The organism is Leucobacter sp. Psy1, assembly GCF_020096995.1.
Classification (GTDB): Bacteria; Actinomycetota; Actinomycetes; order Actinomycetales; family Microbacteriaceae; genus Leucobacter.
Genome location: NZ_CP083692.1, coordinates 803,159 through 824,337 on the forward strand (window position 1 = coordinate 803,159; position 21,179 = coordinate 824,337).

Here is a 21,179-nt window from a genome sequence, read left to right on the forward strand (position 1 = left end):
TCACCATGGTTTCGGAGTTCGGGAAAGCGCGCAGCAATGTGACGGAGTGCTACGTCGCGCCGCGGGCTCACCAGCCCGGAGGGGCGTACTCGCGGACGATGCGATCGACCATGTGCGTGACGTCGCCGAGTTCTGAGGGCGCGTCGCGCACGCGGTCGAGGTGCCGCTCGGCGGCACTGTGGATGCCTCGCAGCCACCAGAGGAGGGCGAGGAGCGCCAGCGGACCGACCCGCCATCTGCCGGAGACGGTTGCTGCGAGGTCGGCGGTGGCGCTGGTGGCCTGTCGGAGGCGATCGAAGTCGAGCGCCTCGAGCGGCAGGTTCGTGACCATCCGCAGGACGGACCACCCGGAGTTCGGGGAGTTCGCTGGTTCGCCATCGATGTCGAGGGTGAGATGGTGACGGTTGTTTCCGGGGAGGCCCGAGCAGAGGTCCGGTACCACGGCTGCCGGTGCCAGGGCCGTAAGGAGGAGCACGAACCAGCGCTCTCGGCTGGCCAGAGCACGCACGAGGTGCACGGTGTCGCTCGGCGGACCGGCATCGGTTCGGTCGAAGCTGGACTCGAATCGTGTGGCGTCTGCGCGTACGGTCGCCTCGTCGGTAAGGCTTCCGGGGCCCGAGAGGAGTGGGGAGGGCTCATCGGCCCCCGGAAGATGGGGTCCGTCGAGGGCGGCGGCAATGGATGCGCGGCGCCCCGCTTCGACGGAGGGAAGTTCGGCGAGCGCGTCGAGTGAGGTGATCGGCTTGGCGCGCAATTGGGGATCGTCGGCGATGTATCGGTTGATCGGGCTCTCGGCAATCGCGCGAAGGGGACGCCCGGTCGCAGGGGTGGAGTCGTCGAAGTAGCTCGCCCAGCCATCGGGTGCGAGGCAGCATAGTTCCCGCAACCGGTAGCCGTCGCGGCGAAGCCGGCGCTCGATACGGTGCGCGAGGTCGCGGTGCGGTGTCATGCGGGCACTCGCGAAGGTGGTCGTCGTGCAGATGACGACCGCCGCCCCGGAGACCCGCCCCTCCCGCTGCGAAACCGCGCCGAGTCGCTCGGACAGGAGATCGAGGAGTGCCCGCATCGTTCCCGGATCATCGCGATCGGGGAGGTCGACTCTGATCGCTCGGCCGGCGCGGCGCCCGCTGAAGAAGACGAGGAAGAGGCTGTTGTCCGCGGTGAAACCAGTGAGTACGGGGAGTGCGGCGAGGAAGTCGGCGGTCGACTCGCAACGGAGCACGTTCGGGTCGGCGGAGCGCGTGGGACGAGTCTTGGGCTCAGTGTCGAGCGCACGCGACGGCAGAGAATGCGTGCTGTGCGAGTCGTGCGTGGAGGGGAGTGCAGCAATCGGGGTGTCTGGCATGCATCGATCTTTGCGCCCGCCGTCCGGGTTCAGCAGGTTATCCCCAATCCGGACGCGATATTCGAGATTGGCTCACCTTGTGGACGAAACCTAGAGGATGCGACCTCGAGCAACCCACGGCAACCCGCTGCGACCCACCGTGAACGTCCTCGAACCGATTAGGCGCGCTGCGCCTCCACGTGCCGCAGGTCGGCCTCGAGCGCGACCCAGCCGAGCATGGCGCACTTCACTCGCATGACGAACTTCGATACGCCCTGGAAGGCGATGGCGTCGCCCAGCAGGTCCTCGTCCGGCTCGGACTCGCCGCGCGACTGAATCATCTCGCGGAAGGCGTCGATCCGGCGCTGCGCTTCTGCGAGGTCGACCTGCTCGTCGCGCACGAGCTGCGCGAGCACCGACGCCGACGCCATCGAGATGGAGCAGCCCTGGCCCTGCCAGGCGAGCTGGTCGATCTTGCCGGTTTCGGGGTCGACGGCGATGTGCACGTCGATCTCGTCGCCGCAGCTGGGGTTGAACTCGTGGTGCGACGCGGTGAGCGCGTCGGCGTCGGCTGCGAGCTCGCCCTTGCCGATGGGACGGCGCGAGTGGTCGAGAATGAGTTCCTGGTACAGGCTGTCGAGACCGCTCATCGAGCCACCTCCACTCCGAAGTAGCGCTGGGCACCGCGGACCGCGTCGACGAATCGGTCGACCTCGTCCTCGGTCGTGGTGACGTGCACGCTCGCTCGCGTGCTCGAGGTGATGCCGAGGGCGCGGTGCAGCGGCTGGGCGCAGTGGTGCCCGACGCGCACGAGCACTCCCTGCTCGTCGAGGAACTGCCCGACATCATGCGCGTGCACCCCCTCGACGACGACGGAGGCGAGGGCGACGCGCTCTGCGGAGTCGGCTGGGCCGAGCAGGCGGAGGCCGGGCGTCGAAACGATGCCCTCGACCATCCGCTCGACGAGTTCGTGCTCGCGCGCGGCCGAGCGCTCCATGCCGACGGCGCGGAGGAACTCGGTTGCGGCGCCGAGGCCGACGGCCTGCGAGACCGGCTGCGTGCCGGCCTCGAAGCGCATGGGCGGCGGCATGAACTCCGCGCGCTCCATGGTGACGCGGGTGATGGCGGATCCGCCGGTGCGGGCCGGCGGCAACGCCGCGAGAAGTTCGGCGCGCCCGTAGAGGGCGCCGATGCCGTTCGGGCCGAGCATCTTGTGACCCGAGAACGCGGCGAAGTCGACACCCAGGTCGGCGAAGTCGACGGGGATGTGGGGCACCGACTGGCAAGCGTCGAGCACCGTGATGGCGCCGGCCTCGTGCGCGAGCGCGACAAGATCTGCGACGGGCGCCAGCATCCCGGTCACATTGGAGACGTGGGCGAAGGCGAAGATGCGGGTGCGCGGGGTGATCGCGGCGCGCGCGTCGTCGAGTGTCCAGGTGCCGTCCTCGCGGACGGGGATCCAGCGCAGCGTGGCCCCGGTCTTCGCGGCGAGCCGCTGCCAGGGGATGAGGTTCGCGTGGTGCTCGGCTTCGGTGACGAGGATCTCGTCACCCGATTCGAGCGCGAAGCGCGAAGACTCCTCGACTCCGAGGGAGGCGTCGCCGGTGCGGACGGCGGCCGTCGCCTCGCCGATGCCGAGCGCGACGAGGTTCAGGGCGTCCGTCGCGTTCTCGGCCCAGACGATCTGCTCACTGGTCGGGGCGCCAGCGAAGTCCGCGACGAGCGCGCGGGCGCGCTCGAACTGCTCCGTGGCGGATCCGACGGCCTGACTCGTGCCCCGGTGTACCGCGGCGTTGGCGCGCTCGAGGAACGCGCGTTCAGCGTCGAGCACCGACGCTGGGCGCTGGGAGGTCGCGGCGGCGTCCAGATAGGCGACGGCTCCTGACTCGGGGAGACCCGCGAAGTAGGGGAACGCCGCCCGCAGCTGCGACACCTCGGACTGATCGATCGCGTTTTCCGGCATACCGTCCATTCTCTCACGAGCGTCGCCGACCGATGCGGTCGTGACCGGCTCACACCCGCGTCAACGGTGCGGAGGCACCGCGTATTCCTGAGCGGGGGGCACCCGATCTGTCGCGAGCGTGAATCCGCCTCAGGGCACCTGCACCTCGACCGTCGCGGTATGCGGTGAGGGCTCGAACCCCGCGGGGGTGAGGAACCAGTTGACGATCCCGGCCAGTGCCAGGAGCGCGCCCGCCCACGCGGGCAGCCACATCGCGGTGTCGGTTCCGACGTGCTCGGCGATGTACCCCGTCAGCGCCGATGCGCCCGATTGTCCGACGATGACGCCGGATCCGAGCATCGTCATCACGGTCGCGGATCGCCCCTCGGGGCTGCGGTGGGTGCCGAAGCTGTAGAGCGTCACGAGGAGCGGGCCGATCCCGATCCCGGTGATCCCGAGCCCGAGTGCGACCGCGCCGAGCCCGGCCCCGGTCGCCATGACGAACTGCCCCGCGAGGATGAAGAGCACGAAGACGAGCCACCGGTACCTGAGGGTGAAGCGCGGGGAGAACCACACGACGCTGATGGCGAGGACCGCCGACCCGAGGCCCATGATCCCGTAGAAGAGGCCGGCGCTCTCGGGGCTCCCGAGGTCCTGGGTCAGTGCGGTGAGCCCGGTGAGCGTGGTGCCGAAGACGAGACCGACGCAGAAGATCCCGAAGACCGTGACGAGGAGTTCGGGGCGGGCGAGCTCGCGGGCCGGCGCGAGCGTGGCCGCGCGCTCCGCCCGCGTCTTCGGTGGTGCGCTGGTGCGGTGCAGTGCGAACGCGACGACGAACACGAGCGTCAGCGCGGCGGCGCCCGCGATGGGCGCCCATGCGCCGAAGAACGTGGCGAGCAGGCCCACGATGACCGGCCCGAAGACGAAGACGACCTCGTCCGCTGCAGACTCGTAGGCCAGCGTGGCGCTCAGCGTGCGGGGGCGGCGTTTCGACGGCATCGCCGTCTTGATGATCATCACGAGGCGCGAACGCGACATCGGGGAGATCTGCGGACCGGAGGCGCCGACGAGGAACGAGACCGCGAAGACCGCCCACACGTCGAGCGGGCTGTATGCGATCCATGCGAGGGCGCCGAGCGCTGCACTGTTCGCGATGGCCGTGATGAGCAACGTCGGCCGCTGCCCGAACCGGTCGGCCGCGGCTCCGACGAGCGGCCCGATGAGCGCCGACCCGATGCCCACCGAGGCCGAAGCGAGACCGCCGAGCTCGACCGAGCCGCGAGCGGAGACGACGAGCGTGAGCACACCCACGACCATCATCGCGAACGGGAAGCGGGCGATCAGCGCGAGCGGGAAGTACCCGAGGCCGGTCAGCGAGATGAGCGACGGGGCGCCGTCGGCGCCGCCTGGGGCGGGTCGCTGCGCGGTCTCGCGATCCGGATCGGCCGTCACTGCGTCACCTGCAGACCCTGTTCGGCGAGGAACGCCGCGAATGCCGCACCATCGCTCGCGTCGCCCTCGTACACCGCGCCGCCGGCGACCACGAACGGGGTGTGCGCGACCGTCACGTCGTCAGCATCAGCCTCGGGAACCGCCGTGCTCGATGCCCACGCGTTCAGCGCCTGCGCGAACGGGGCGAACCGTTCGTCCTCGATGCAGGATCGCGTCGCGCCGTCGAGTCCGCCCGTTGCGCGCTCGATCACGGCGACGATCTCGTCGTTCTCGAGTCCCGGTGCCTCGTGGCCCGGCTGCACTCGGGAGTCGAGGAGCGCCGTGTGGGCGTCCCACGCCAGCTCGGGCTGCGCGTCGACCACGCACGCCACGGCACCCGCCGCGCGCGACGAGTACTGGGTGTCGTCGTCAAGGAAGGTCATCGGTCGCAACTCGAGTGTCGCCTCACCGCTCGTGACGGCGGCCTCGAGCAGGGCGGCGTTCTCTGCCTCGAACGCGGCGCACGCCGGGCAGCGGTAGTCGACGTACAGCTGGATGTCGAGCGGTCCGCTCGCTCGGTCCGTCGCGACGGGTTCGGGGACCGCGCCCTCCTCGGGCGCCTCGGAGAGCACCGGCGCGAGGCCGCCCGTGCCGCTCTCGAACAGGATCCCGCCCGTGCGCATGTTCGCCGGCCACTCGACCCCGCCCGCCTCGGATGATTGATCATCCAGGCGCGACATCACGAGGAACACGCAGAAGGCGGTGAACGCGAGAGCGAGGATCGCGGCCACCGTCCAGATCGTCACCTTCTTCGAAGAACCACCCTGTCCCGGCTGGGGCACGCTGCGGTCTACGGGAGTGTAGTGGGCGTGCGGGTCCTGCGGGGTGGGATCGGTCATGCTGCCATTCTTCCAGCTACGAGACCGTCGGGTGCACCCGCGTACGATGGAGGGCATGATCCTGCTCGCGGCCACGCCGATCGGCAACCTGGGCGACGCGTCCACCAGACTCCGCGAGACGCTCGCGAACGCTGCCGTCATCGCGGCGGAGGACACGCGCACCACCGCCAAGCTCCTGCGGCTGCTCGGCATCGAGGCGCGCCCCGAACTGCTCGCGCTCCACGACCACAACGAGCACGAGCGCGCAGCGGAACTCGTCGAGCGGGCGCGCACGGAAGACATCGTCCTCGTGAGCGACGCAGGAACGCCGACCGTTTCCGACCCCGGGTTCCGCGTCGTGCAGCTCGCGGCCGAGCAGGGCGTCGACGTCACCGCCATCCCCGGCCCGAGCGCCGTGGTCACGGCGCTCGCCGTCTCCGGGCTGCCGACCGATCGATTCGCGTTCGAGGGGTTCCTCCCGCGCAAGGCGGGGGAGCGGGATCGCTTCCTCGCCTCCCTCGCCGACGAGCGGCGCACTCTCGTCTTCTTCGAGGCGCCCACCCGCCTCGCGGCAACGCTCACGGCGCTCGCCGCCGCGTTCGGGGCCGATCGGCCCGCCGCCGTCTGCAGAGAACTCACCAAGTTGCACGAAGAGGTGCGGCGCGGCTCACTCGACGAGCTTGCTGCCTGGGCCGCCGAGGGTGTGCGCGGCGAGATCGTGGTGGTCGTCGGTGGTGCTCCGGAACGGGAGGTGTCGCCGGAGGCCGCGCTCGCCGAAGTCCAGGCGAGAGTGTCGGGCGGTGAGCGTCTGAAGGATGCGACGCGCGCCGTCGCCGCCGCGTCGGGGCAGTCGAGCCGCGACCTCTACGCAGCGGCGCTCGCTTCGCGCGGTTAGGCGTCAGCGGCGCGTATCGATCGTTCTGGGAGACGATCGGAGAGTCGACCGAGCCACTCGATGAGCAGCTGGGTCTCGGCGCGCCCGAGCACGTCAGGGTGCGCTGCAGCGAACTCGACCGCGGCCGCGAGGGGATCCGAGGCTCGGGGGCTGGTGCCGGTGATCGCGGCGATGGCGCCTTCTCTGACCGCGGCTGAGAGCTCGGGGTCGGGTGACGCGAGGATGATCTGCCGCAGCGTCACGCCGATGTTCGTCACGAGGATGTGCGCCGCCGCCTGCTCCGACGGGACGACGAGTCGACCCTGCTGTTCGGCGCGGCGTGTGAGCGCGCGCAGGAGTTCGCTCGGTCGTGACTGCGCGGCGGGGGAGTACCCCGGTCGAACCTTCCCGTACATGAGTGTGTAGAAGCCAGGGTTCGAGATGCCGAAGGCCACGTGGGCGTCCCACCCGGCGCGGATGTCCTGCACCGGATCGCCCGAGGGCTCCGCCGCGTGCTTCTCTTCGAGATAGAGGTCGAAGCCGCGTTCGATGACCGCGTCGATCAGTCCCTGCTTCGAGCCGAAGAAGTGGTAGAGCGTGGGCATCTTCACCCCCACCGCGTCGCAGACAGCGCGCAGAGAGAACTCCTCACCCGGAGCGTGTGCGATGAGCTCGGCCGCGGCCGCGATCAATTTCTCTCGTGTATCGCTTTCGGTTCGCACTGTCATGCTGCTACAGTACCGAATGTAGCGAAGATATGTTGCTACATATCAACGATATGGAGGTTTCTGATGGGAACGACAACACTCGAGGGCAAGCGACTGCTCATCGCCGGGGGAGCGAAGAACCTCGGTGGACTCATCGCGCGTCAGGCGGCAGCCGGCGGCGCCGACGTCGCGATTCATTACAATTCCGAGTCATCACGAGCGGATGCCGAGGAGACGCTGGCCGTAGTCGAGGCCGCCGGTCGCCGGGGCGTGATCCTGCAGGGGGACCTCACCGTTCCCGCGAACGTGGGGCAGCTCTTCGCCGACGCCGAAGCAGCGATCGGCAAGATCGACATCGCGGTGAACACCGTGGGCAAGGTGCTGCGCAAGCCGATCGTCGACACCACCGAGCAGGAGTACGACGACATGTTCGACGTCAACGCGAAGGCGGCGTACTTCTTCATTCAGGAGGCCGGACGACGCCTCGCGGACGGCGGCAAGCTCATCACGATCGTCACGGCACTGCTCGCCGCCTTCACCGACGGCTACTCCACCTACGCCGGAGGCAAGGCACCCGTCGAGCACTTCACGAGGGCCGCGGCGAAGGAGTTCGCCGACCGCGGCATCTCCGTCACCGCGATCGCACCCGGTCCGATGGACACCCCGTTCTTCTACGGCCAGGAGACCCCGGAGCGCGTCGAGTTCCACAAGTCGCAGGCGATGGGCGGCCAACTCACCCAGATCGAGGACATCGCGCCGATCGTGCGGTTCCTGGCCACCGAGGGCTGGTGGATCACCGGGCAGACCATCTTCGCCAACGGCGGATACACGACCCGCTGACCTGCCCGACACGAAGGAGCATCATGAGCACACCGATCATTCCCGAACCCATCGCAACATTCATTGAGCGCGTCAACGCGCACGACGATGAATACTTCCTCTCAGCCTTCACCGACGACGGAGTCGTCGACGATTGGGGGAGGGAGTTCTCCGGTCGCGACGCGATCGCCGCGTGGAGTGCGCGCGAGTTCATCGGGTCAGAGGGGACGCTGACGGTGGAAGAGGTGACGTCTGAGAACGGCATCCTCACCGTCGTTGGCGACTGGCGTTCGCACCACGCCAACGGTCGTTCCCGCTTCGACTTCGAGCTGGTGGGTGACCGCATCCGCCGGATGACGATCCGGGAGGGCTGATCCACGGAGCGGATCCGTGGTGCTGAGACATCTCGGATCCGCTCCGCGGCTCCACTCGTGCGGCTCGGCCCCGCTAGTGCTGCGCGTACCCGTCAGCGAGCTCCTGGCCGGTGAGGGCGTGGATCGCCCCCATGATGCGCTCCGTCGCGAGGCGGCGCGCGCGTCCGCCCGGGAGCCCCGCGAGGTCGTCGAGGGGCACGGGCTCCCCGAATCGCACCTCCACGCGCGGCGCCTTTCCGGTGTGCGGATCGCGAAGCCGACGGTTCGTGCCGATGAGCCCCACTGGCACCACTGTCGCTCCGGTCTCCAGCGCCATCCACGCAGCACCTCCCCGCCCGCGATGCAGGCGTCCGTCACGGGAGCGGCTGCCCTCGGGGAAGACGGCGAAGACCTGTCCATCGGCGAGCACGGCGCGGCCAGCGTCGAGCGCCGCCTGGGTCGCCGATCCAGCGCCTCGGTGCACCGGAATCGCTCCGATCTGCCGGAAGAACCAGCCTAAGACCCCGCGCTTGAACAGGGACTCCTTCGCGAGGAACTGCACCTTCCGGGTCGAGAACGACGGGATCAACACGGTGTCGAGCCCGGCGAGGTGATTGCTCGCGAGCAGCACCGGTCCGGCGTCGGGAATGTGCTCGGCGCCGACGATCCTCGGCCGGAAACGCACCCTGAGCAGGGGTCTGAGTACCGCCCGCCCGATCGTGAACACCGGGCCGGGGCGCGCGAGCGAGACCTCAGCCGACATGATCCCGAGCCTACTCCCGCCCCGAGTGCGCGCCGGAATCTCGGGAGGTACACAGTTGTCAGCCAGACGGCTGCGGCAGACTCATATGCGTCAGTCGTCATTCCACCGTGAGGAACCCTTCGATCGTGAACCGCTCCCGCATGCTCGTCCCCGCCGCGATCGCCGCGACGCTTCTCCTCACATCATGTGCGGGGGGTTCCGGAGGGGACGGTAAGACGGATGCATCGGGCGAGGCCTGCGCGCCTTCGGGCTCGGGCAGTGAATCCGTCACTGTCAAGGGCGACTTCGGTGGCGACCTCGAGATGACGGGCGGCACCCCGGTCGAGTCGCCCGAACTCGAGCGATCAGTGCTCATCGAGGGCGACGGGAAGCGCACGCCAGACGAGGGCGCCGGCGTCACCGCTGCCCTCTCGTTCTTCAATGGCCGCACCGGTGCTCTCGTCGAGCACTCGCCGGCCGGGCAGCCCATCATCAACAGCGAGCAGCAGCTGGCGCCCTTCGCCTACGAAGCGGTGCGCTGCGCGGTGCAGGGGCAGCGCGTAGTCGTGTCACTGCCGGCGGAGGAAGCGATGGGCGGTGCGGAATCGATGCCCGAGGGCTTCGAAGCGGGCGACGCCGTGGTCCTAGTGTTCGACGTCGAGACGGTCGAGCCTGGCAAGATCGAGGACAAGAGCGAACTGCTGCCCAAGGCCGAGGGCGAGGCGCAGGATCCGCCTGCCGGGTTCCCCTCCGTCGAGCTCGCTGAGAACGGCGAGCCGACTATCACGATCCCGAAGGACACCGACCCCCCGAAGGAGCTCGAGACCGCGACCCTCATCGAGGGCGACGGCGAAGAGGTGCAGCCGGGCGATCGCGTGTACGTGAACTATCGCGGCGTCATCTGGCGCACCGGCGAGGAGTTCGACTCGAGCTGGAGCCGAGGGGAGCCGACCGACTTCCTCACGACCGGCGTGATCGGCGGGTTCACCGAGGCGCTCGAGGGCCACACGGTCGGGTCGCAGGTCATCTCGGTCGTTCCAGCCGATAAGGAACAGGGCGGCTACGGTGCCGAACAGCTGGAGAGCATGGGCCACAAGCCCGACGACGTCATGGTCTTCGTGCTCGACATCGTCGGCGTCGTCCACGCCGACTGAGCCGCACCGCTTCTGGCGCGCGACACCCGCTCGATAGGGTGGATCGTATGAGGCGCATCGTCATACTCGGGTCCACCGGATCGATCGGCGAGCAGGCGCTCGACGTGGTGCGGAAGAACCCGTCGAAGTTCCAGGTCGTCGGACTCGCCGCGGGCACCAGCCGCGATCGCGTGCAGGAGCAGGCAGACGAGTTCAACGTCGAGCACCTCGCGTTCGGCGCCGTAGAAGCCGCGCAGCTGGCGGAGGATGTGCCCGCCGATGTCGTGCTCAACGGCATCACGGGGTCCATCGGACTCGGCCCCACCGTCGCCGCACTGCGCGCCGGCCGCACCCTCGCCCTCGCGAACAAGGAGTCCTTGATCGTCGGCGGCGACCTCGTGACCGGGCTCGCGAAGCCCGACCAGATCGTTCCCGTCGACTCGGAGCACTCCGCGATCGCGCAGGCGCTCCGCGCAGGTTCCTCCAGCGAGGTGCGGCGCCTCGTCGTCACCGCATCCGGCGGACCCTTCAGGGGCCGATCCCGCGCCGAGCTCGCCGATGTGACGCCCGAGGAAGCCCTCGCGCACCCCACCTGGAACATGGGCCGCGTCGTCACCACCAACTCGGCCACGCTCGTGAACAAGGGGCTCGAGGTCATCGAGGCCCACCTGCTCTTCGGCGTCTCCTACGGAGACATCGACGTCGTGGTGCACCCGCAGTCGATCGTCCACTCCATGGTCGAGTTCCACGACGGATCGACGATCCTTCAGGCGTCCCCGCCCGATATGCGCCTGCCTATCGCGCTCGGCCTGTCGTGGCCCAACCGCCTCCACGGCGTTGGCACACCGCTCGACTGGCGGCAGGCCACCGAGTGGACGTTCGAACCGCTCGACGAAGAAGCGTTCCCCGCCGTAGCTCTTGCAAAGGAAGTGGGTCGTGCTCGACTCACCTACCCCGCCGTCTACAACGCGGCGAACGAGGAGGCCGTTGACGCGTTCCACGACGGCAAGATCGGCTTCCTCGACATCGTCGACACCGTGCACGAGGTGCTCGACGCGCACCAGGCGCCGGCGGATCTCACCCTCGAGTCACTCGCCGAGGCCGAGCGCTGGGCTCGCGAGCGGGCGCAGGCGCTCATCGCGGCGCGGTAGCGCGGGGCCGCGGGTGAACCCACCCGCAGCCGAAGCACAGGGCACCGCACTACGCTGGCCGCGTGCTCGAAGTCTTGCTCTATGTGCTGGGGATCCTCATCGTCTTCGTCGGGCTGATCGTCTCGATCGGCCTGCACGAAGTGGGTCACCTGGTGCCCGCAAAGCTCTTCGGCGTGAAGGTCACCCAGTACATGGTGGGCTTCGGCAAGACGCTGTTCTCGTGGCGCAGAGGCGAAACCGAGTACGGCGTGAAGATGATCCCGCTCGGCGGATACATCGCGATGATCGGTATGTATCCGCCGCACAAGCCGGGTGAGGTGCCGCGGGCGTCAACGACGGGGTTCCTGAACACGGTCGTGCAGGAGGGGACTCCGTCGAGGGCGGTTCCCGGGGATCCGGGTACGGCGACGCTCACCTCAGGCCCCGTGGATCCGGATGCCGAGCCGGGGGATCCGGATCGCCTCGACGAGCCGGGTGCTCGTTCGGGTGTCGGTGGGCTCGTCGATGACGCGCGCATCGCCAGCGGTGAGACGATCGCGGCGGGCGAGGAGCATCGCACCTTCTACAACCTTCCGGTCTGGAAGAAGGTCATCGTCATGCTCGGCGGCCCCTTCATGAACCTGGTGCTCGCGTTCGTGTGCTTCGGCATCGTGCTCATGGGCTTCGGCGTGCCGCAGAACACGACCACGCTGGGCGCCGTGAACGAGTGCCTGGTATCGGCATCGAGCGATGCCACCGAGTGCACGGCGGATGCGCCGGCGGCACCCGCGGCGGCTGCGGGCCTCCAGCCGGGTGACACCGTGCTCGCGATCAACGGGACGCAGATCACGGGGTGGGAGCAGCTTCGAGGCATCGTGAGCGACTCACCGGGGCAGTCGCTGCGCTTCGAGATCGAGCGCGACGGAACGACCGAGACGGTGTCTGTGGTCCCCGCGGCGAACGAGCGCGCCGTGGTCGACGCTGACGGTGTGGCTGTCGAAGACGACGCAGGTCGAGTCGTCACCGAATCGGTGGGAATGATCGGCGCGACGCCGGCCTCGGAGCTCGAGCGGCAGCCGATCACCGAGGTGCCGGTCATGGTGGGGGACGCGGCCGGACGCATGGTGAACGTCATCATCCAGATGCCCCAGCGCATGGTCGACGTCTGGAACGCCGCCTTCGGCGACGAGGAGCGCGACCCGAACGGGCCGCTCAGCGTCGTCGGCGTCGGCCGTATCGCGGGCGAGGTCGTCAGCACGGACCAAGTGCCGGTCGCCGATCGAGTGTCGTTCGTGGTCGGCCTGCTCGGCAACGTGAACATCGCGCTCTTCATCTTCAACCTCGTGCCGCTCATGCCGCTCGATGGTGGGCACGTGGCCGGCGCGCTCTACGAGGGGCTCAAGCGGATGTGGGCGAAGCTGCGGCGTAAGCCGGATCCCGGACCGGTCGATACCGCGAAGATGGTGCCGGTGACCTTCGCGGTCGTGGTGGTGCTCGGGGCGATGACGCTGCTGCTCATCTACGCGGACCTCGTGAAGCCGATCTCGCTGTTCGGCTGACAGTGGCTGACAGCGGCTGACGGCTCAGTAGCCGGGGGCCGGATCGAGACCGAGGTAGGTCTCGAGGTTCAGCTCACCGGCGTCGTGCATCCCCTGAGCGACCTCGGCGCCGACGTAGCGGAAGTGCCAGGGTTCGTAGATGTAGCCCACGATCGGCTCCTCGCCGTCGTGGTAGCGGAGGATGAACCCGTACTCGTGGGCGTGGTCGCGGAGCCACTGCCCGGTGGGCGTCTCGCCGAAGCAGGACATGAATGCGCAGCCGCCGCCGTCGTCAAGGTCGGCGGCGAGGCCGGTCTGGTGCTCGGAGTGTCCGGGACGTGCCGAGTAGGTCTCTGCCGCCTCAACGCCGTCGCGGGCGGCGTAGTCGTCGAAGAGCCCGACCTGCATGTCGTAGGGGCGGTAGGCGCTGGTGATCGTGAAGGGGAGGCCGGCAGCGGACGCGCCCGCGTACATCTCCTGCAGCGCTGCGGCAGCTTCGGCGCGGAGCGGCTGGCCGTTGGTGTTCGGGATCCCCTCCGGCATCACCAGATCCTCTGGAGCCCAATCGACGGGAGCGAGGGGTCGCTGCTTATTGACGACCACCGTGATCGAGTCGGGGGCGTCGATCTCCACGTCGGGGGTCGGCTCCTCGGTGGGCTCGGGGGTGGGTGTCGGAGTTGGGGTGGGCGTCGGGGTCGGCGTGGGCGTCGGCCCCGGTGCCGGGTCGGAGGGCGTCGGGGTGGGATCGGGGGCCGCTTCGGTGCCGCCGCCGATGAGTCCGGTGGAGAGGGCGACGGCCGATCCTGCACCCGCCCCGACGACGAGCACACCCGCGACCACACCTGCCACGATCAGCCTGCGGCGACGGTGAGCACGACGAGCCGGGCGGCGCCGGAGGTCGGACCCCGGCAGAGGGTCGGTGTGCCGGTGATGCTCCGGATTCAGGGGCGACTCACCCGACATACACCAGATCCCTTCGCGCGCGTGCTCAGCTCACAGTGTACTCGGTGCCCGTCTCAGGAGCGGCGACTACACTCGATGCCGTGGCTGCTATCAATTTGGGAATGCCGAAGGTTCCAGAGGTCCTCGCGCCGCGACGCAAGTCGCGCGAGATCAACGTCGGAACGGTGAAGGTGGGCGGGAACAACCCCGTCTCGGTCCAGTCCATGACGACGACCCCGACGACCGACATCAACGCGACGCTGCAGCAGATCGCCGAACTCACGGCGTCCGGCTGCGACATCGTGCGCGTCGCGTGCCCGAGCCGCGACGATGCCGAGGCGCTGCCGATCATCGCGAAGAAGAGTCAGATCCCGGTGATCGCCGACATCCACTTCCAGCCCAACTACGTGTACGCCGCGATCGACGCCGGCTGCGCTGCGGTGCGCGTGAACCCGGGTAACATCCGCAAGTTCGACGACCAGGTCGGGGAGATCGCGAAGCGCGCGAAAGCGGCAGGCGTGTCGCTGCGCATCGGCGTGAATGCCGGATCGCTCGACCCGCGTCTGCTCCAGAAGTACGGCAAGGCCACCCCGGAGGCGCTCGTCGAGAGCGCGGTCTGGGAGGCGTCACTGTTCGAGGAGCACGACTTCCACGACTTCAAGATCTCTGTGAAGCACAACGACCCCATCGTGATGGTGAAGGCGTACCGCCAGCTCGCCGAGCGCGGCGATTGGCCGCTCCACCTCGGCGTCACCGAGGCGGGTCCGGCGTTCCAGGGCACCATCAAGAGCGCGACGGCGTTCGGGATCCTGCTGTCGGAGGGGATCGGCGACACGATCCGCGTCTCGCTCTCGGCTCCGCCTGTTGAGGAGGTGAAGGTCGGCCTGCAGATCCTGCAGTCGCTGAACCTGCGCGAGCGGAAGCTCGAGATCGTCTCCTGCCCCTCGTGCGGTCGCGCCCAGGTCGACGTGTACACGCTCGCGGACGAGGTCACCGCGGGCCTCGAGGGAATGAGTGTTCCGCTGCGTGTCGCGGTCATGGGCTGCGTCGTGAACGGCCCGGGCGAGGCTCGCGAGGCCGATCTCGGTGTCGCTTCAGGTAACGGCAAGGGCCAGATCTTCGTGAAGGGAGAGGTCATCAAGACGGTGCCCGAGGCCGAGATCGTGCCGACGCTCATCGCCGAGGCGAACCGCATTGCTGAAGAGATGGGCCACGAGGCAGGCACCGGGTCGCCGGAGGTCGTGACGGCTTAGCGCTTCACGCGTTAGGGGATTTCCGTCGTCTCCATCGATCGGACTGTTTCGAGCAGGGTGCTGCGGAACGCCACCTCGGCTGGCGAGTATACGCGCTCTTCTCGCTGCCCCACCATAATGCGGCGAATTGGTGCATCCTCACCGAGGCTGAGGATGCGTACGCCCGGGTGCTTGATCGTCAGAGCGCTCCTCGGAGCCAGAGCGACGCCGATCCCGGCGCTCACCATCGCCTGCGCTTCTTGGTAGTCGTTGGCATACATCGATATGACCGGGTGGAAACCCGCCGCCGTTGCGGCCCGGTCAAGCACCTCCACAACCGGATGCTCAGCCGCGCGAACCACCCATGATTCGCGACGCAGGTCAGACATCGCCACCTCTTCGACGTCGGCCAACGGGTGATGCTGCGACACCAGCAGTACGAAGGGTTCGCGGAACAGCTCTTCCACATTGATGCCTTCGGCGTCGAATGGCCGCCACGGGTGGTCCCAGAGCAGGCTGATGTGCGTGTTGCCGCGCTCGAGGTCCGCGACGAGCGTGTCGAGGCGGGTACTGCGGATGGACAACTCGACCGCGGGGTATCGCGAGGCGAAGCGCTCGATGACGAGCGGGAGGAATGACGCGGCGACGGTGGGGAATGCACCGATCACCAGCGTTCCCCGCTTGCCCGCCGTGAGATCGTCGAGGTCGGATCGTGCCGCATCCAGCTGCCGCAAGATCTTCCGCGCGTGAGCGGCGAGCACCATGCCAGCTTCGGTAGGTACCACCCCGCGCGGGCGACGACGCAGCAGTGGCTGTCCTGCCTCCTGCTCGAGGCGACGGAGCTGTTGCGATACGGCCGAGGCGGTATAGGCCAGCTCCTCAGCGGCCCCGGTGATCGACCCGCGTTCGATGGTGTGAACGAAAATCTCGAGTCTTCGAGTGTCGAAGTAGGTCATGGCTTTCAGTGTAGCTACACCTGCCATGAGTCTCAGTGAGTAACTCTCTGACCCCGCAAAGTCGGGGGAAAAACGGAAGTATCTCGAGATGTAGACGCTGTGGGTTGTACCGCGATTAAAGTAAAGCTAAAGCTTCTGGCACTAAATCCACATTGTTATTAAGTATCGAGCTTCGCACAATGAGTTCGACGTCCCAAATACGTGGCAGGAGTTATTGAACAATGATGATCAAGGCGCAATGGATGCGCGGTGGCACAAGCAAGTGCTGGGTATTTGAGGGAGAGGAGTTGAGGTCCTCGGGATACAGTGCCGACGTGGTGCTGCCGAGGATCTTCGGCAGCCCTGACCCGAGGCAGCTGGACGGCGTCGGAGGGGCGACGTCGACCACGAGCAAGGCGATGATCGTGGAGCGCAGCGATGATCCCGATATCGACGTGCGGTTCACCTTTGCTCAAGTGGGCATCGAGGAGGCCAAGGTCGATTGGGGCAGCAACTGCGGCAATTGCTCGGCTGCGGTGGGGCTCTACGCGATCGAGCGTGGCTGGGTTCGCCCGACCGGCGATGTCACCGAGGTGCGGACGCTGAACACCAATACCGGCCAGGTGATCGTGCAGACGCTTCGCACGCCGGGTTCCAGAATCGCGGAGAACCCGGAGGACTCGATCCCCGGTGTCGTATTCCCGGGCCACAACGTGAGCCTGGGCTTCCTCTCGCCTGAGGGTCGGACGACCGGGAAGCTGTTGCCCACGGGAGCAGCGCGGGAGTCGCTGGTACTCCGCGACGGTCGCGATGTCACGGTGACCATGCTGGACGCCGGAGCTCCTGTCGTGCTGGTGGCAGCGGAGAGCCTGGGGTTCGCCGCCGATTCGTACGACCGGTGGATGGAGCGGGCCGAACAGCAGGCGGAGGTTCTCGATGAGATCCGCCGCGCGGCCGCCGTGGCGATGGGGCTTGCTCCCGCCCCAGAGCTCGCGGAACGGGCGATCCCGAAAATCGGGATCGCGAGCCGCTCCCTGGATCAGACCGCTGACCTCCAGATACTGATGATGTCGATGGGCAAGCCCCATCCGGCCATGCCGATCACCGGCAGCGTCGGCGTCACGATCGCGGCGCAGACTCCCGGAACGGTCGTCGCGGACGCCCTGACCTCGCCCGTGGTGAACGAGCTCAGGATCCGCATTCCCGTCGGCACCCTCTCCACCTTCACCGAGCAGACGTCTCTCGGCAACACCGTCGGCGTTCACCGCACCGCGCGCACGCTGGCGGAGGCTTCGCTTCCGCTTCCCGAGCGACAGCTCGCGGAGGCGTCATTGGCACACACACAGGAGGTAGCATCGTGAATCGGGATATATCCCGCAGAGCCGTTCTCGGAGCGGGGGTGCTCACACTAGTCGCGAGCGTCGTCGGCTGCGCTCCGCCCCAGACGGCGTACAACCCCTCGGGGGAGGGCATCGTCGACGTCGTCATCCCCTACAGCACGGGTGGCGGAACGGACACCTGGGGGCGTTTCATCACCCCGTACTTCGCCGAGAAGCAGCCCGACGTCAACCGGTACCAGATCGAGAACATTCCCGGCGGTGAATCGATCACCGGCACCAATGCGTTCGTCCACACCGGAGTGACGGATGGTCAGCAGTTGCTGGTGTCGTCGGCGACGACGTACTTCCAGGGCATGCTCGGGCAGAGCACGGTCGACTTCGATTTCTCAGAGATGGAGCCGCTGGTACTCAACGGCACTGGTGCGGTGCTCTGGACGAGCACGGACAGCGGCATCGATTCGGTCGAGGATCTGATCGGCGCCGACGAACCCTTCCGCTACGGTGGCATGTCGGCGTCGGGCCTGGACCTGGTTCCCCTGCTGGCGTTGGAAGCGCTCGGAGCCGATGTGCGCGGCGTTTTCGGCATGGAGGGTCGCGGACCCACCCGCCTGGCCGTGCAGCGCGGCGAGTCCGACCTCGACTTCCAGACGACGGCGACGTACCTGTCGCAGGTGGAACCGCTGGTGGAGAACGGGGAGGCCCTGCCCCTATTTGCGATCGGCACGCTGGAGGACGGCGAAGTCGTCCGCGATCCGAACCTGCCCGAGGACATCCCGACGTTCGAGGAACTCTACGAGCAGTACGGCGGAAAGACGGAGCACGAGCGCCTCGCCTACGAGGCATACCAGGCCTTCGTCGTGCCAGGGTTCTTCTACCAGAAGGGCTTGTGGGCCAACACCGGCACCGATGAAGAGGTCGTACAGGCCTACACCGAGATGGTGCACGAGCTCAACGCGGACGATGAGTTCCTGGCCGAATCCGACAGCGCCCTGGGGGGCTACGAACTGATCGCGGGCGGGGATGCTCGCGACAGCTTCAGAGAGGCTCTTGAGATGGACGAGGAAGTCCTCGAATTCACGAAGCAACTGCTTACCGACAAGTACGACGCCGTACTGGACTAGAAAGGAGGATCCGCAATGTTAGACGCAGCTCTCGAAGCGCTGGCGGCCTTCACCGAACCGACGATGCTCCTGTTTCTCGGCGTCGGTGTGCTGATCGGCCTCATCATCGGCGTGATCCCCGGGCTCGGCGGCACCGGTGCCGTCGCCGTCCTCCTCCCGTTCGTATTCGTGCTGGAGCCCAACCAGGCGATCGCCATGATCATCGGGGCGGTGGCAGTGGTGCACACCTCCGACGTCATTACCTCCGTGGTGCTCGGGATCCCGGGCTCCGCATCAGCATCAGTGTTCTTGCTCGATGGGCACGAGCTCGCGAAGAAGGGTCAGGCCGGCAGAGTTCTGTCCATGAGCTTCATCGCGTCGATGCTCGGCGGTCTCGTCGGCATCATCGCGCTGACCCTCGTGGTACCGATCGCGCAGCCCATCGTGACCGCGTTCGGATCCCCTGAGATCTTCGCGTTGATCATCATGGGCGTGTTTCTCACTGCGATGCTCTCCAAGGGCAACGTCGTGAAGGGCCTGCTGATCTCGGCCTTCGGGCTGGCATTGGGTCTCGTCGGCGTCTCCCCGGTCTCGGCCGAGTACCGGTACACCTTCGGATCCGAGTTTCTCACTGACGGCATCGGACTGGTCGCGGCGGCTCTCGGCATCTTCGGCCTGGCCGAGATCATCGATCTCGTGGCGAAGAAAGGTTCCATCTCGAGCGGTAGCGTCTCACTCAGCGGCGGTTGGCGCCAGGGTATCCGGGACGTCTTCACGTACAAGGGAGACGTGCTGCGCGGGTCCGCGGTCGGCGTCGGCGTCGGCGTACTCCCGGGCGTCGGAGCCACGGCGGGATCCTGGCTGGCGTATGGCCAGGCGCAGGCTTTCGCCAGCCGGCGCAAGAACTCGCAGTTCGGCAAGGGAGACCCCCGCGGCGTGATCGCCCCGTCGGCGGCGAGCAACGGCATTGAGTCCGGTGCGCTGATCCCCACGCTCCTCTTCGGAGTTCCCGGCGCGGCGCCATTCGCCCTGCTCCTCGGTGTGCTGCTCATCTTCGGGATCCAGCCCGGCCCGACCCTGATCACGAACGACCTGGATCTGGTCTACCTGATCGTCTGGGCTTTTGCGATCGCGAGCGTAGTCGGCGCCGCCCTGGCGTTCTTCATGGCTCGGCCTCTCGCCCGCTTGAGCTTTGTCGCATTCCCAGTGCTCGCCGCAGCGCTCATCCCGATCCTGTTCATGAGCGGTTTCCAGGAGCCGCTTAACCTGAATGTCTTCTATCTGATGCTGCTGCTCGGCATCATCGGCTGGGCGTGCAAGATGACGAACATCCCGCGCGCTCCGTTCCTGATCGCGTTCGTGCTCGCGGAGCCGCTGGAGCGGTACTACTTCCTGACGGTGAACGCGTTCCCGCCGCAGGAGTGGCTGACACGTCCGTTCGTGATCGTGATCCTGGTGATCCTGCTCGCCGCGGTTTTGGTCCCGGTCTTCCGCAGGTTGCGGAGGGGTGGCGGAGTCGTCGCCGACGGCCAGGTGTCCGAGAAGTCCGACCTCGCGGCTCCTCCCTTCATGGAACTGATCATCTCGGTGCTCGCGGTGCTCTTCTTCGTCACCACGATCGTCCTCTCGGTGGAGTTCTCCGACAACGGAAGACTCTTCCCCGTGGCTGTCGGTTCCGCCGGTCTGCTGTTGTCGTTGATCAGCCTGGTCAGGGACATCGTGCGAGCCAGATCCGAAGGTGGTCTCGGGCGTCTCAACGAGGCGTGGATGCAGAGGCTGGCGATCGTCGGCAAGTCGACCCTGTGGGTGCTTGCATACATCTGGCTGGTCTTCGCTCTCGGCATGATGGTCGGGTCGGGCGTGTTTGCGCTCGTCTTCTTGCTGGTCGTCGCGCGGATGCGCTGGTGGGCGACGCTGATCTACACCGCCGCTATCGTCGGCGCGCTGTACCTGCTGGTCGAGTACGCTCAGTTGGTGCCGCCGAGCGGCTACTTGCTCTGATCGTAGATTCGCTCCCCAGTTCAGAGTGCCGCGTCGTGACATCCACGGTGCGGCACTCTGTGCTGCGGAACGCTGCGCTGGGGAGGGAAGTAGCACTGCGGCGGGAGTAAGCTGCTTCGGTGGCTCCCGCGATCTGGCTCTCGCTGTTCGGCGCGTTCGTCGTCATCAGTCTCACCCCGGGTGCCGGCGCCGTGAACACGATGTCGAACTCCATCTCGGTGGGGTGGCGCCGTTCGATGTGGGGCATCATCGGGCAGCAGGCGGCACTCCTCGTGCACGTCGCCATCGTGGCCGCGGGCGTCGGTGTGCTCGTTGCCGGGTCGCCCGTCATCTTCAACACCATTCGTGTGCTGGGGGCTGCGTACCTGGCCTATCTTGGGGTGCGGCTGATCCTGACCCGGCCGGTCGGCGGACCGGCCGGTGTCGATCCGACGGCGCTCAGCACGGAAAGCGCGGGGTCCCTCGTGCGCCGCGGCTTCTGGGTGAACCTGCTGAACCCGAAGGCGATCGTGTTCTTCCTCGCGTTCATGCCGCAGTTCATTCGTCCGGATCAGCCGCTGCTCCCGCAGTACGCGATTCTGGCTGCGACCGTTGTGGCCGTGGACACCCTCGTGATGTGGTTCTTCTTCGCGGCGGCGGCGAAACCGTTCCGTCGGGCGGTGTCCTCGGCCCGCGGGCAGCGCATCATGAACACGGTGTTCGGGTCCCTCTTCGTGGGAGTCGCGGCGCTGCTGCTGTTCGTGCACTGAGCGGCGCGG

20 protein-coding genes are annotated in these 21,179 nt (G+C 67.6%); 11 read left to right on the plus strand and 9 right to left on the minus strand.

Translation table 11 applies throughout. The annotated features are described in order from the left end of the window. Positions 1-67: 67 nt before the first annotated feature. From K8P10_RS03710 to K8P10_RS03730, 5 genes are all read right to left on the minus strand, one after another. Entirely contained in the window at positions 68-1,345 is a 1,278-nt protein-coding gene (locus K8P10_RS03710; RefSeq protein WP_224780460.1) for a DUF4192 family protein, read from the minus strand. Positions 1,346-1,503: 158 nt separating this feature from the next. Then, positions 1,504-1,974 (minus strand): Fe-S cluster assembly sulfur transfer protein SufU, encoded by a 471-nt coding sequence (sufU, locus tag K8P10_RS03715; RefSeq protein WP_224780461.1) that lies wholly within the window; start codon positions 1,972-1,974, stop codon positions 1,504-1,506. Further along, positions 1,971-3,287, minus strand: coding sequence for an aminotransferase class V-fold PLP-dependent enzyme (locus tag K8P10_RS03720; RefSeq protein WP_370631955.1), 1,317 nt, complete (start codon positions 3,285-3,287; stop codon positions 1,971-1,973). Before K8P10_RS03720 ends, sufU begins: the two co-directional genes overlap by 4 nt. 129 nt (positions 3,288-3,416) lie before the next feature. Beyond that, positions 3,417-4,718, minus strand: coding sequence for an MFS transporter (locus K8P10_RS03725; protein WP_224780463.1), 1,302 nt, complete (start codon positions 4,716-4,718; stop codon positions 3,417-3,419). After that, entirely contained in the window at positions 4,715-5,596 is an 882-nt protein-coding gene (locus tag K8P10_RS03730; protein ID WP_224780464.1) for a thioredoxin domain-containing protein, read from the minus strand. Before K8P10_RS03730 ends, K8P10_RS03725 begins: the two co-directional genes overlap by 4 nt. Positions 5,597-5,651: 55 nt before the next feature. Here K8P10_RS03730 and rsmI point away from each other — a divergent pair, with 55 nt between their 5' ends. Continuing rightward, positions 5,652-6,470, plus strand: a complete 819-nt coding sequence (rsmI, locus tag K8P10_RS03735; protein ID WP_224780465.1) for a 16S rRNA (cytidine(1402)-2'-O)-methyltransferase — start codon at positions 5,652-5,654, stop codon at positions 6,468-6,470. Here rsmI and K8P10_RS03740 read toward each other — a convergent pair. Continuing rightward, positions 6,467-7,177 carry a TetR/AcrR family transcriptional regulator gene (locus tag K8P10_RS03740; RefSeq protein WP_224780466.1) on the minus strand — a complete coding sequence of 237 codons (711 nt, stop codon included), beginning with the start codon at positions 7,175-7,177 and terminating at the stop codon, positions 6,467-6,469. The genes rsmI and K8P10_RS03740 overlap by 4 nt on opposite strands. 63 nt (positions 7,178-7,240) lie before the next feature. Here K8P10_RS03740 and K8P10_RS03745 point away from each other — a divergent pair, with 63 nt between their 5' ends. Both K8P10_RS03745 and K8P10_RS03750 read left to right on the plus strand, forming a co-directional pair. Then, positions 7,241-7,996: an SDR family oxidoreductase gene (locus K8P10_RS03745; RefSeq protein WP_224780467.1), complete on the plus strand. Its 756-nt coding sequence runs from the start codon at positions 7,241-7,243 to the stop codon at positions 7,994-7,996. Positions 7,997-8,019: 23 nt separating this feature from the next. Next, entirely contained in the window at positions 8,020-8,349 is a 330-nt protein-coding gene (locus K8P10_RS03750; RefSeq protein WP_224780468.1) for a nuclear transport factor 2 family protein, read from the plus strand. Positions 8,350-8,422: 73 nt separating this feature from the next. Here the strand turns inward: K8P10_RS03750 and K8P10_RS03755 are convergent, their stop codons facing one another. Beyond that, positions 8,423-9,091 carry a 1-acyl-sn-glycerol-3-phosphate acyltransferase gene (locus K8P10_RS03755; protein ID WP_224780469.1) on the minus strand — a complete coding sequence of 223 codons (669 nt, stop codon included), beginning with the start codon at positions 9,089-9,091 and terminating at the stop codon, positions 8,423-8,425. Positions 9,092-9,216: 125 nt separating this feature from the next. Between K8P10_RS03755 and K8P10_RS03760 the strand changes: the two genes are divergently transcribed. From K8P10_RS03760 to K8P10_RS03770, 3 genes are all read left to right on the plus strand, one after another. Beyond that, positions 9,217-10,224: an FKBP-type peptidyl-prolyl cis-trans isomerase gene (locus K8P10_RS03760; protein ID WP_224780470.1), complete on the plus strand. Its 1,008-nt coding sequence runs from the start codon at positions 9,217-9,219 to the stop codon at positions 10,222-10,224. A 47-nt stretch (positions 10,225-10,271) separates the two neighbouring features. Continuing rightward, positions 10,272-11,354, plus strand: coding sequence for a 1-deoxy-D-xylulose-5-phosphate reductoisomerase (dxr, locus tag K8P10_RS03765; protein ID WP_224780471.1), 1,083 nt, complete (start codon positions 10,272-10,274; stop codon positions 11,352-11,354). A 62-nt stretch (positions 11,355-11,416) separates the two neighbouring features. Then, positions 11,417-12,892 (plus strand): RIP metalloprotease, encoded by a 1,476-nt coding sequence (locus K8P10_RS03770; RefSeq protein WP_224780472.1) that lies wholly within the window; start codon positions 11,417-11,419, stop codon positions 12,890-12,892. A 24-nt stretch (positions 12,893-12,916) separates the two neighbouring features. Here the strand turns inward: K8P10_RS03770 and K8P10_RS03775 are convergent, their stop codons facing one another. After that, positions 12,917-13,834: a M15 family metallopeptidase gene (locus K8P10_RS03775; protein WP_224780473.1), complete on the minus strand. Its 918-nt coding sequence runs from the start codon at positions 13,832-13,834 to the stop codon at positions 12,917-12,919. Between the two features lie 101 nt (positions 13,835-13,935). On the opposite strand from K8P10_RS03775, the gene ispG reads away from it, so the two are divergent. Beyond that, positions 13,936-15,066 carry a flavodoxin-dependent (E)-4-hydroxy-3-methylbut-2-enyl-diphosphate synthase gene (gene ispG / locus K8P10_RS03780; protein ID WP_224781208.1) on the plus strand — a complete coding sequence of 377 codons (1,131 nt, stop codon included), beginning with the start codon at positions 13,936-13,938 and terminating at the stop codon, positions 15,064-15,066. An 11-nt stretch (positions 15,067-15,077) separates the two neighbouring features. Here ispG and K8P10_RS03785 read toward each other — a convergent pair whose 3' ends face one another. Beyond that, a complete protein-coding gene (locus tag K8P10_RS03785; protein WP_224780474.1) occupies positions 15,078-16,001 on the minus strand; it encodes a LysR family transcriptional regulator in 924 nt (307 codons plus the stop codon). Between the two features lie 224 nt (positions 16,002-16,225). Here K8P10_RS03785 and K8P10_RS03790 point away from each other — a divergent pair, with 224 nt between their 5' ends. The 4 genes from K8P10_RS03790 to K8P10_RS03805 all read left to right on the plus strand — a co-directional run bounded on the left by K8P10_RS03790 (position 16,226) and on the right by K8P10_RS03805 (position 21,170). Continuing rightward, the gene (locus K8P10_RS03790; protein WP_370631957.1) at positions 16,226-17,341 is read left to right on the plus strand and encodes a PrpF domain-containing protein; all 1,116 of its coding nucleotides are present in this window, start codon (positions 16,226-16,228) and stop codon (positions 17,339-17,341) included. Beyond that, on the plus strand, positions 17,338-18,441 hold the full coding sequence (locus K8P10_RS03795; protein WP_224780476.1) for a tripartite tricarboxylate transporter substrate binding protein: 1,104 nt from the start codon (positions 17,338-17,340) through the stop codon (positions 18,439-18,441). Before K8P10_RS03790 ends, K8P10_RS03795 begins: the two co-directional genes overlap by 4 nt. Positions 18,442-18,456: 15 nt before the next feature. Next, entirely contained in the window at positions 18,457-20,421 is a 1,965-nt protein-coding gene (locus K8P10_RS03800) for a tripartite tricarboxylate transporter permease (protein ID WP_224780477.1), read from the plus strand. A 119-nt stretch (positions 20,422-20,540) separates the two neighbouring features. Further along, positions 20,541-21,170 (plus strand): LysE family transporter, encoded by a 630-nt coding sequence (locus K8P10_RS03805; RefSeq protein ID WP_224780478.1) that lies wholly within the window; start codon positions 20,541-20,543, stop codon positions 21,168-21,170. The last annotated feature ends 9 nt before the right edge of the window (positions 21,171-21,179 follow it).

What these genes read in the sequence shown, in the direction of transcription:
- K8P10_RS03785 (WP_224780474.1), bottom strand. Translation starts at nt 16,001, where the DNA reads ATGACCTACTTCGACACTCGAAGACTCGAGATTTTCGTTCACACCATC.
- K8P10_RS03730 (WP_224780464.1), bottom strand. Translation starts at nt 5,596, where the DNA reads ATGACCGATCCCACCCCGCAGGACCCGCACGCCCACTACACTCCCGTA.
- K8P10_RS03745 (WP_224780467.1), top strand. Translation starts at nt 7,241, where the DNA reads ATGGGAACGACAACACTCGAGGGCAAGCGACTGCTCATCGCCGGGGGA.
- K8P10_RS03790 (WP_370631957.1), top strand. Translation starts at nt 16,226, where the DNA reads ATGATCAAGGCGCAATGGATGCGCGGTGGCACAAGCAAGTGCTGGGTA.
- sufU (WP_224780461.1), bottom strand. Translation starts at nt 1,974, where the DNA reads ATGAGCGGTCTCGACAGCCTGTACCAGGAACTCATTCTCGACCACTCG.
- K8P10_RS03800 (WP_224780477.1), top strand. Translation starts at nt 18,457, where the DNA reads ATGTTAGACGCAGCTCTCGAAGCGCTGGCGGCCTTCACCGAACCGACG.
- rsmI (WP_224780465.1), top strand. Translation starts at nt 5,652, where the DNA reads ATGATCCTGCTCGCGGCCACGCCGATCGGCAACCTGGGCGACGCGTCC.
- K8P10_RS03755 (WP_224780469.1), bottom strand. Translation starts at nt 9,091, where the DNA reads ATGTCGGCTGAGGTCTCGCTCGCGCGCCCCGGCCCGGTGTTCACGATC.
- dxr (WP_224780471.1), top strand. Translation starts at nt 10,272, where the DNA reads ATGAGGCGCATCGTCATACTCGGGTCCACCGGATCGATCGGCGAGCAG.
- K8P10_RS03720 (WP_370631955.1), bottom strand. Translation starts at nt 3,287, where the DNA reads ATGCCGGAAAACGCGATCGATCAGTCCGAGGTGTCGCAGCTGCGGGCG.
- K8P10_RS03775 (WP_224780473.1), bottom strand. Translation starts at nt 13,834, where the DNA reads ATGTCGGGTGAGTCGCCCCTGAATCCGGAGCATCACCGGCACACCGAC.
- K8P10_RS03750 (WP_224780468.1), top strand. Translation starts at nt 8,020, where the DNA reads ATGAGCACACCGATCATTCCCGAACCCATCGCAACATTCATTGAGCGC.
- ispG (WP_224781208.1), top strand. Translation starts at nt 13,936, where the DNA reads ATGCCGAAGGTTCCAGAGGTCCTCGCGCCGCGACGCAAGTCGCGCGAG.
- K8P10_RS03740 (WP_224780466.1), bottom strand. Translation starts at nt 7,177, where the DNA reads ATGACAGTGCGAACCGAAAGCGATACACGAGAGAAATTGATCGCGGCC.
- K8P10_RS03710 (WP_224780460.1), bottom strand. Translation starts at nt 1,345, where the DNA reads ATGCCAGACACCCCGATTGCTGCACTCCCCTCCACGCACGACTCGCAC.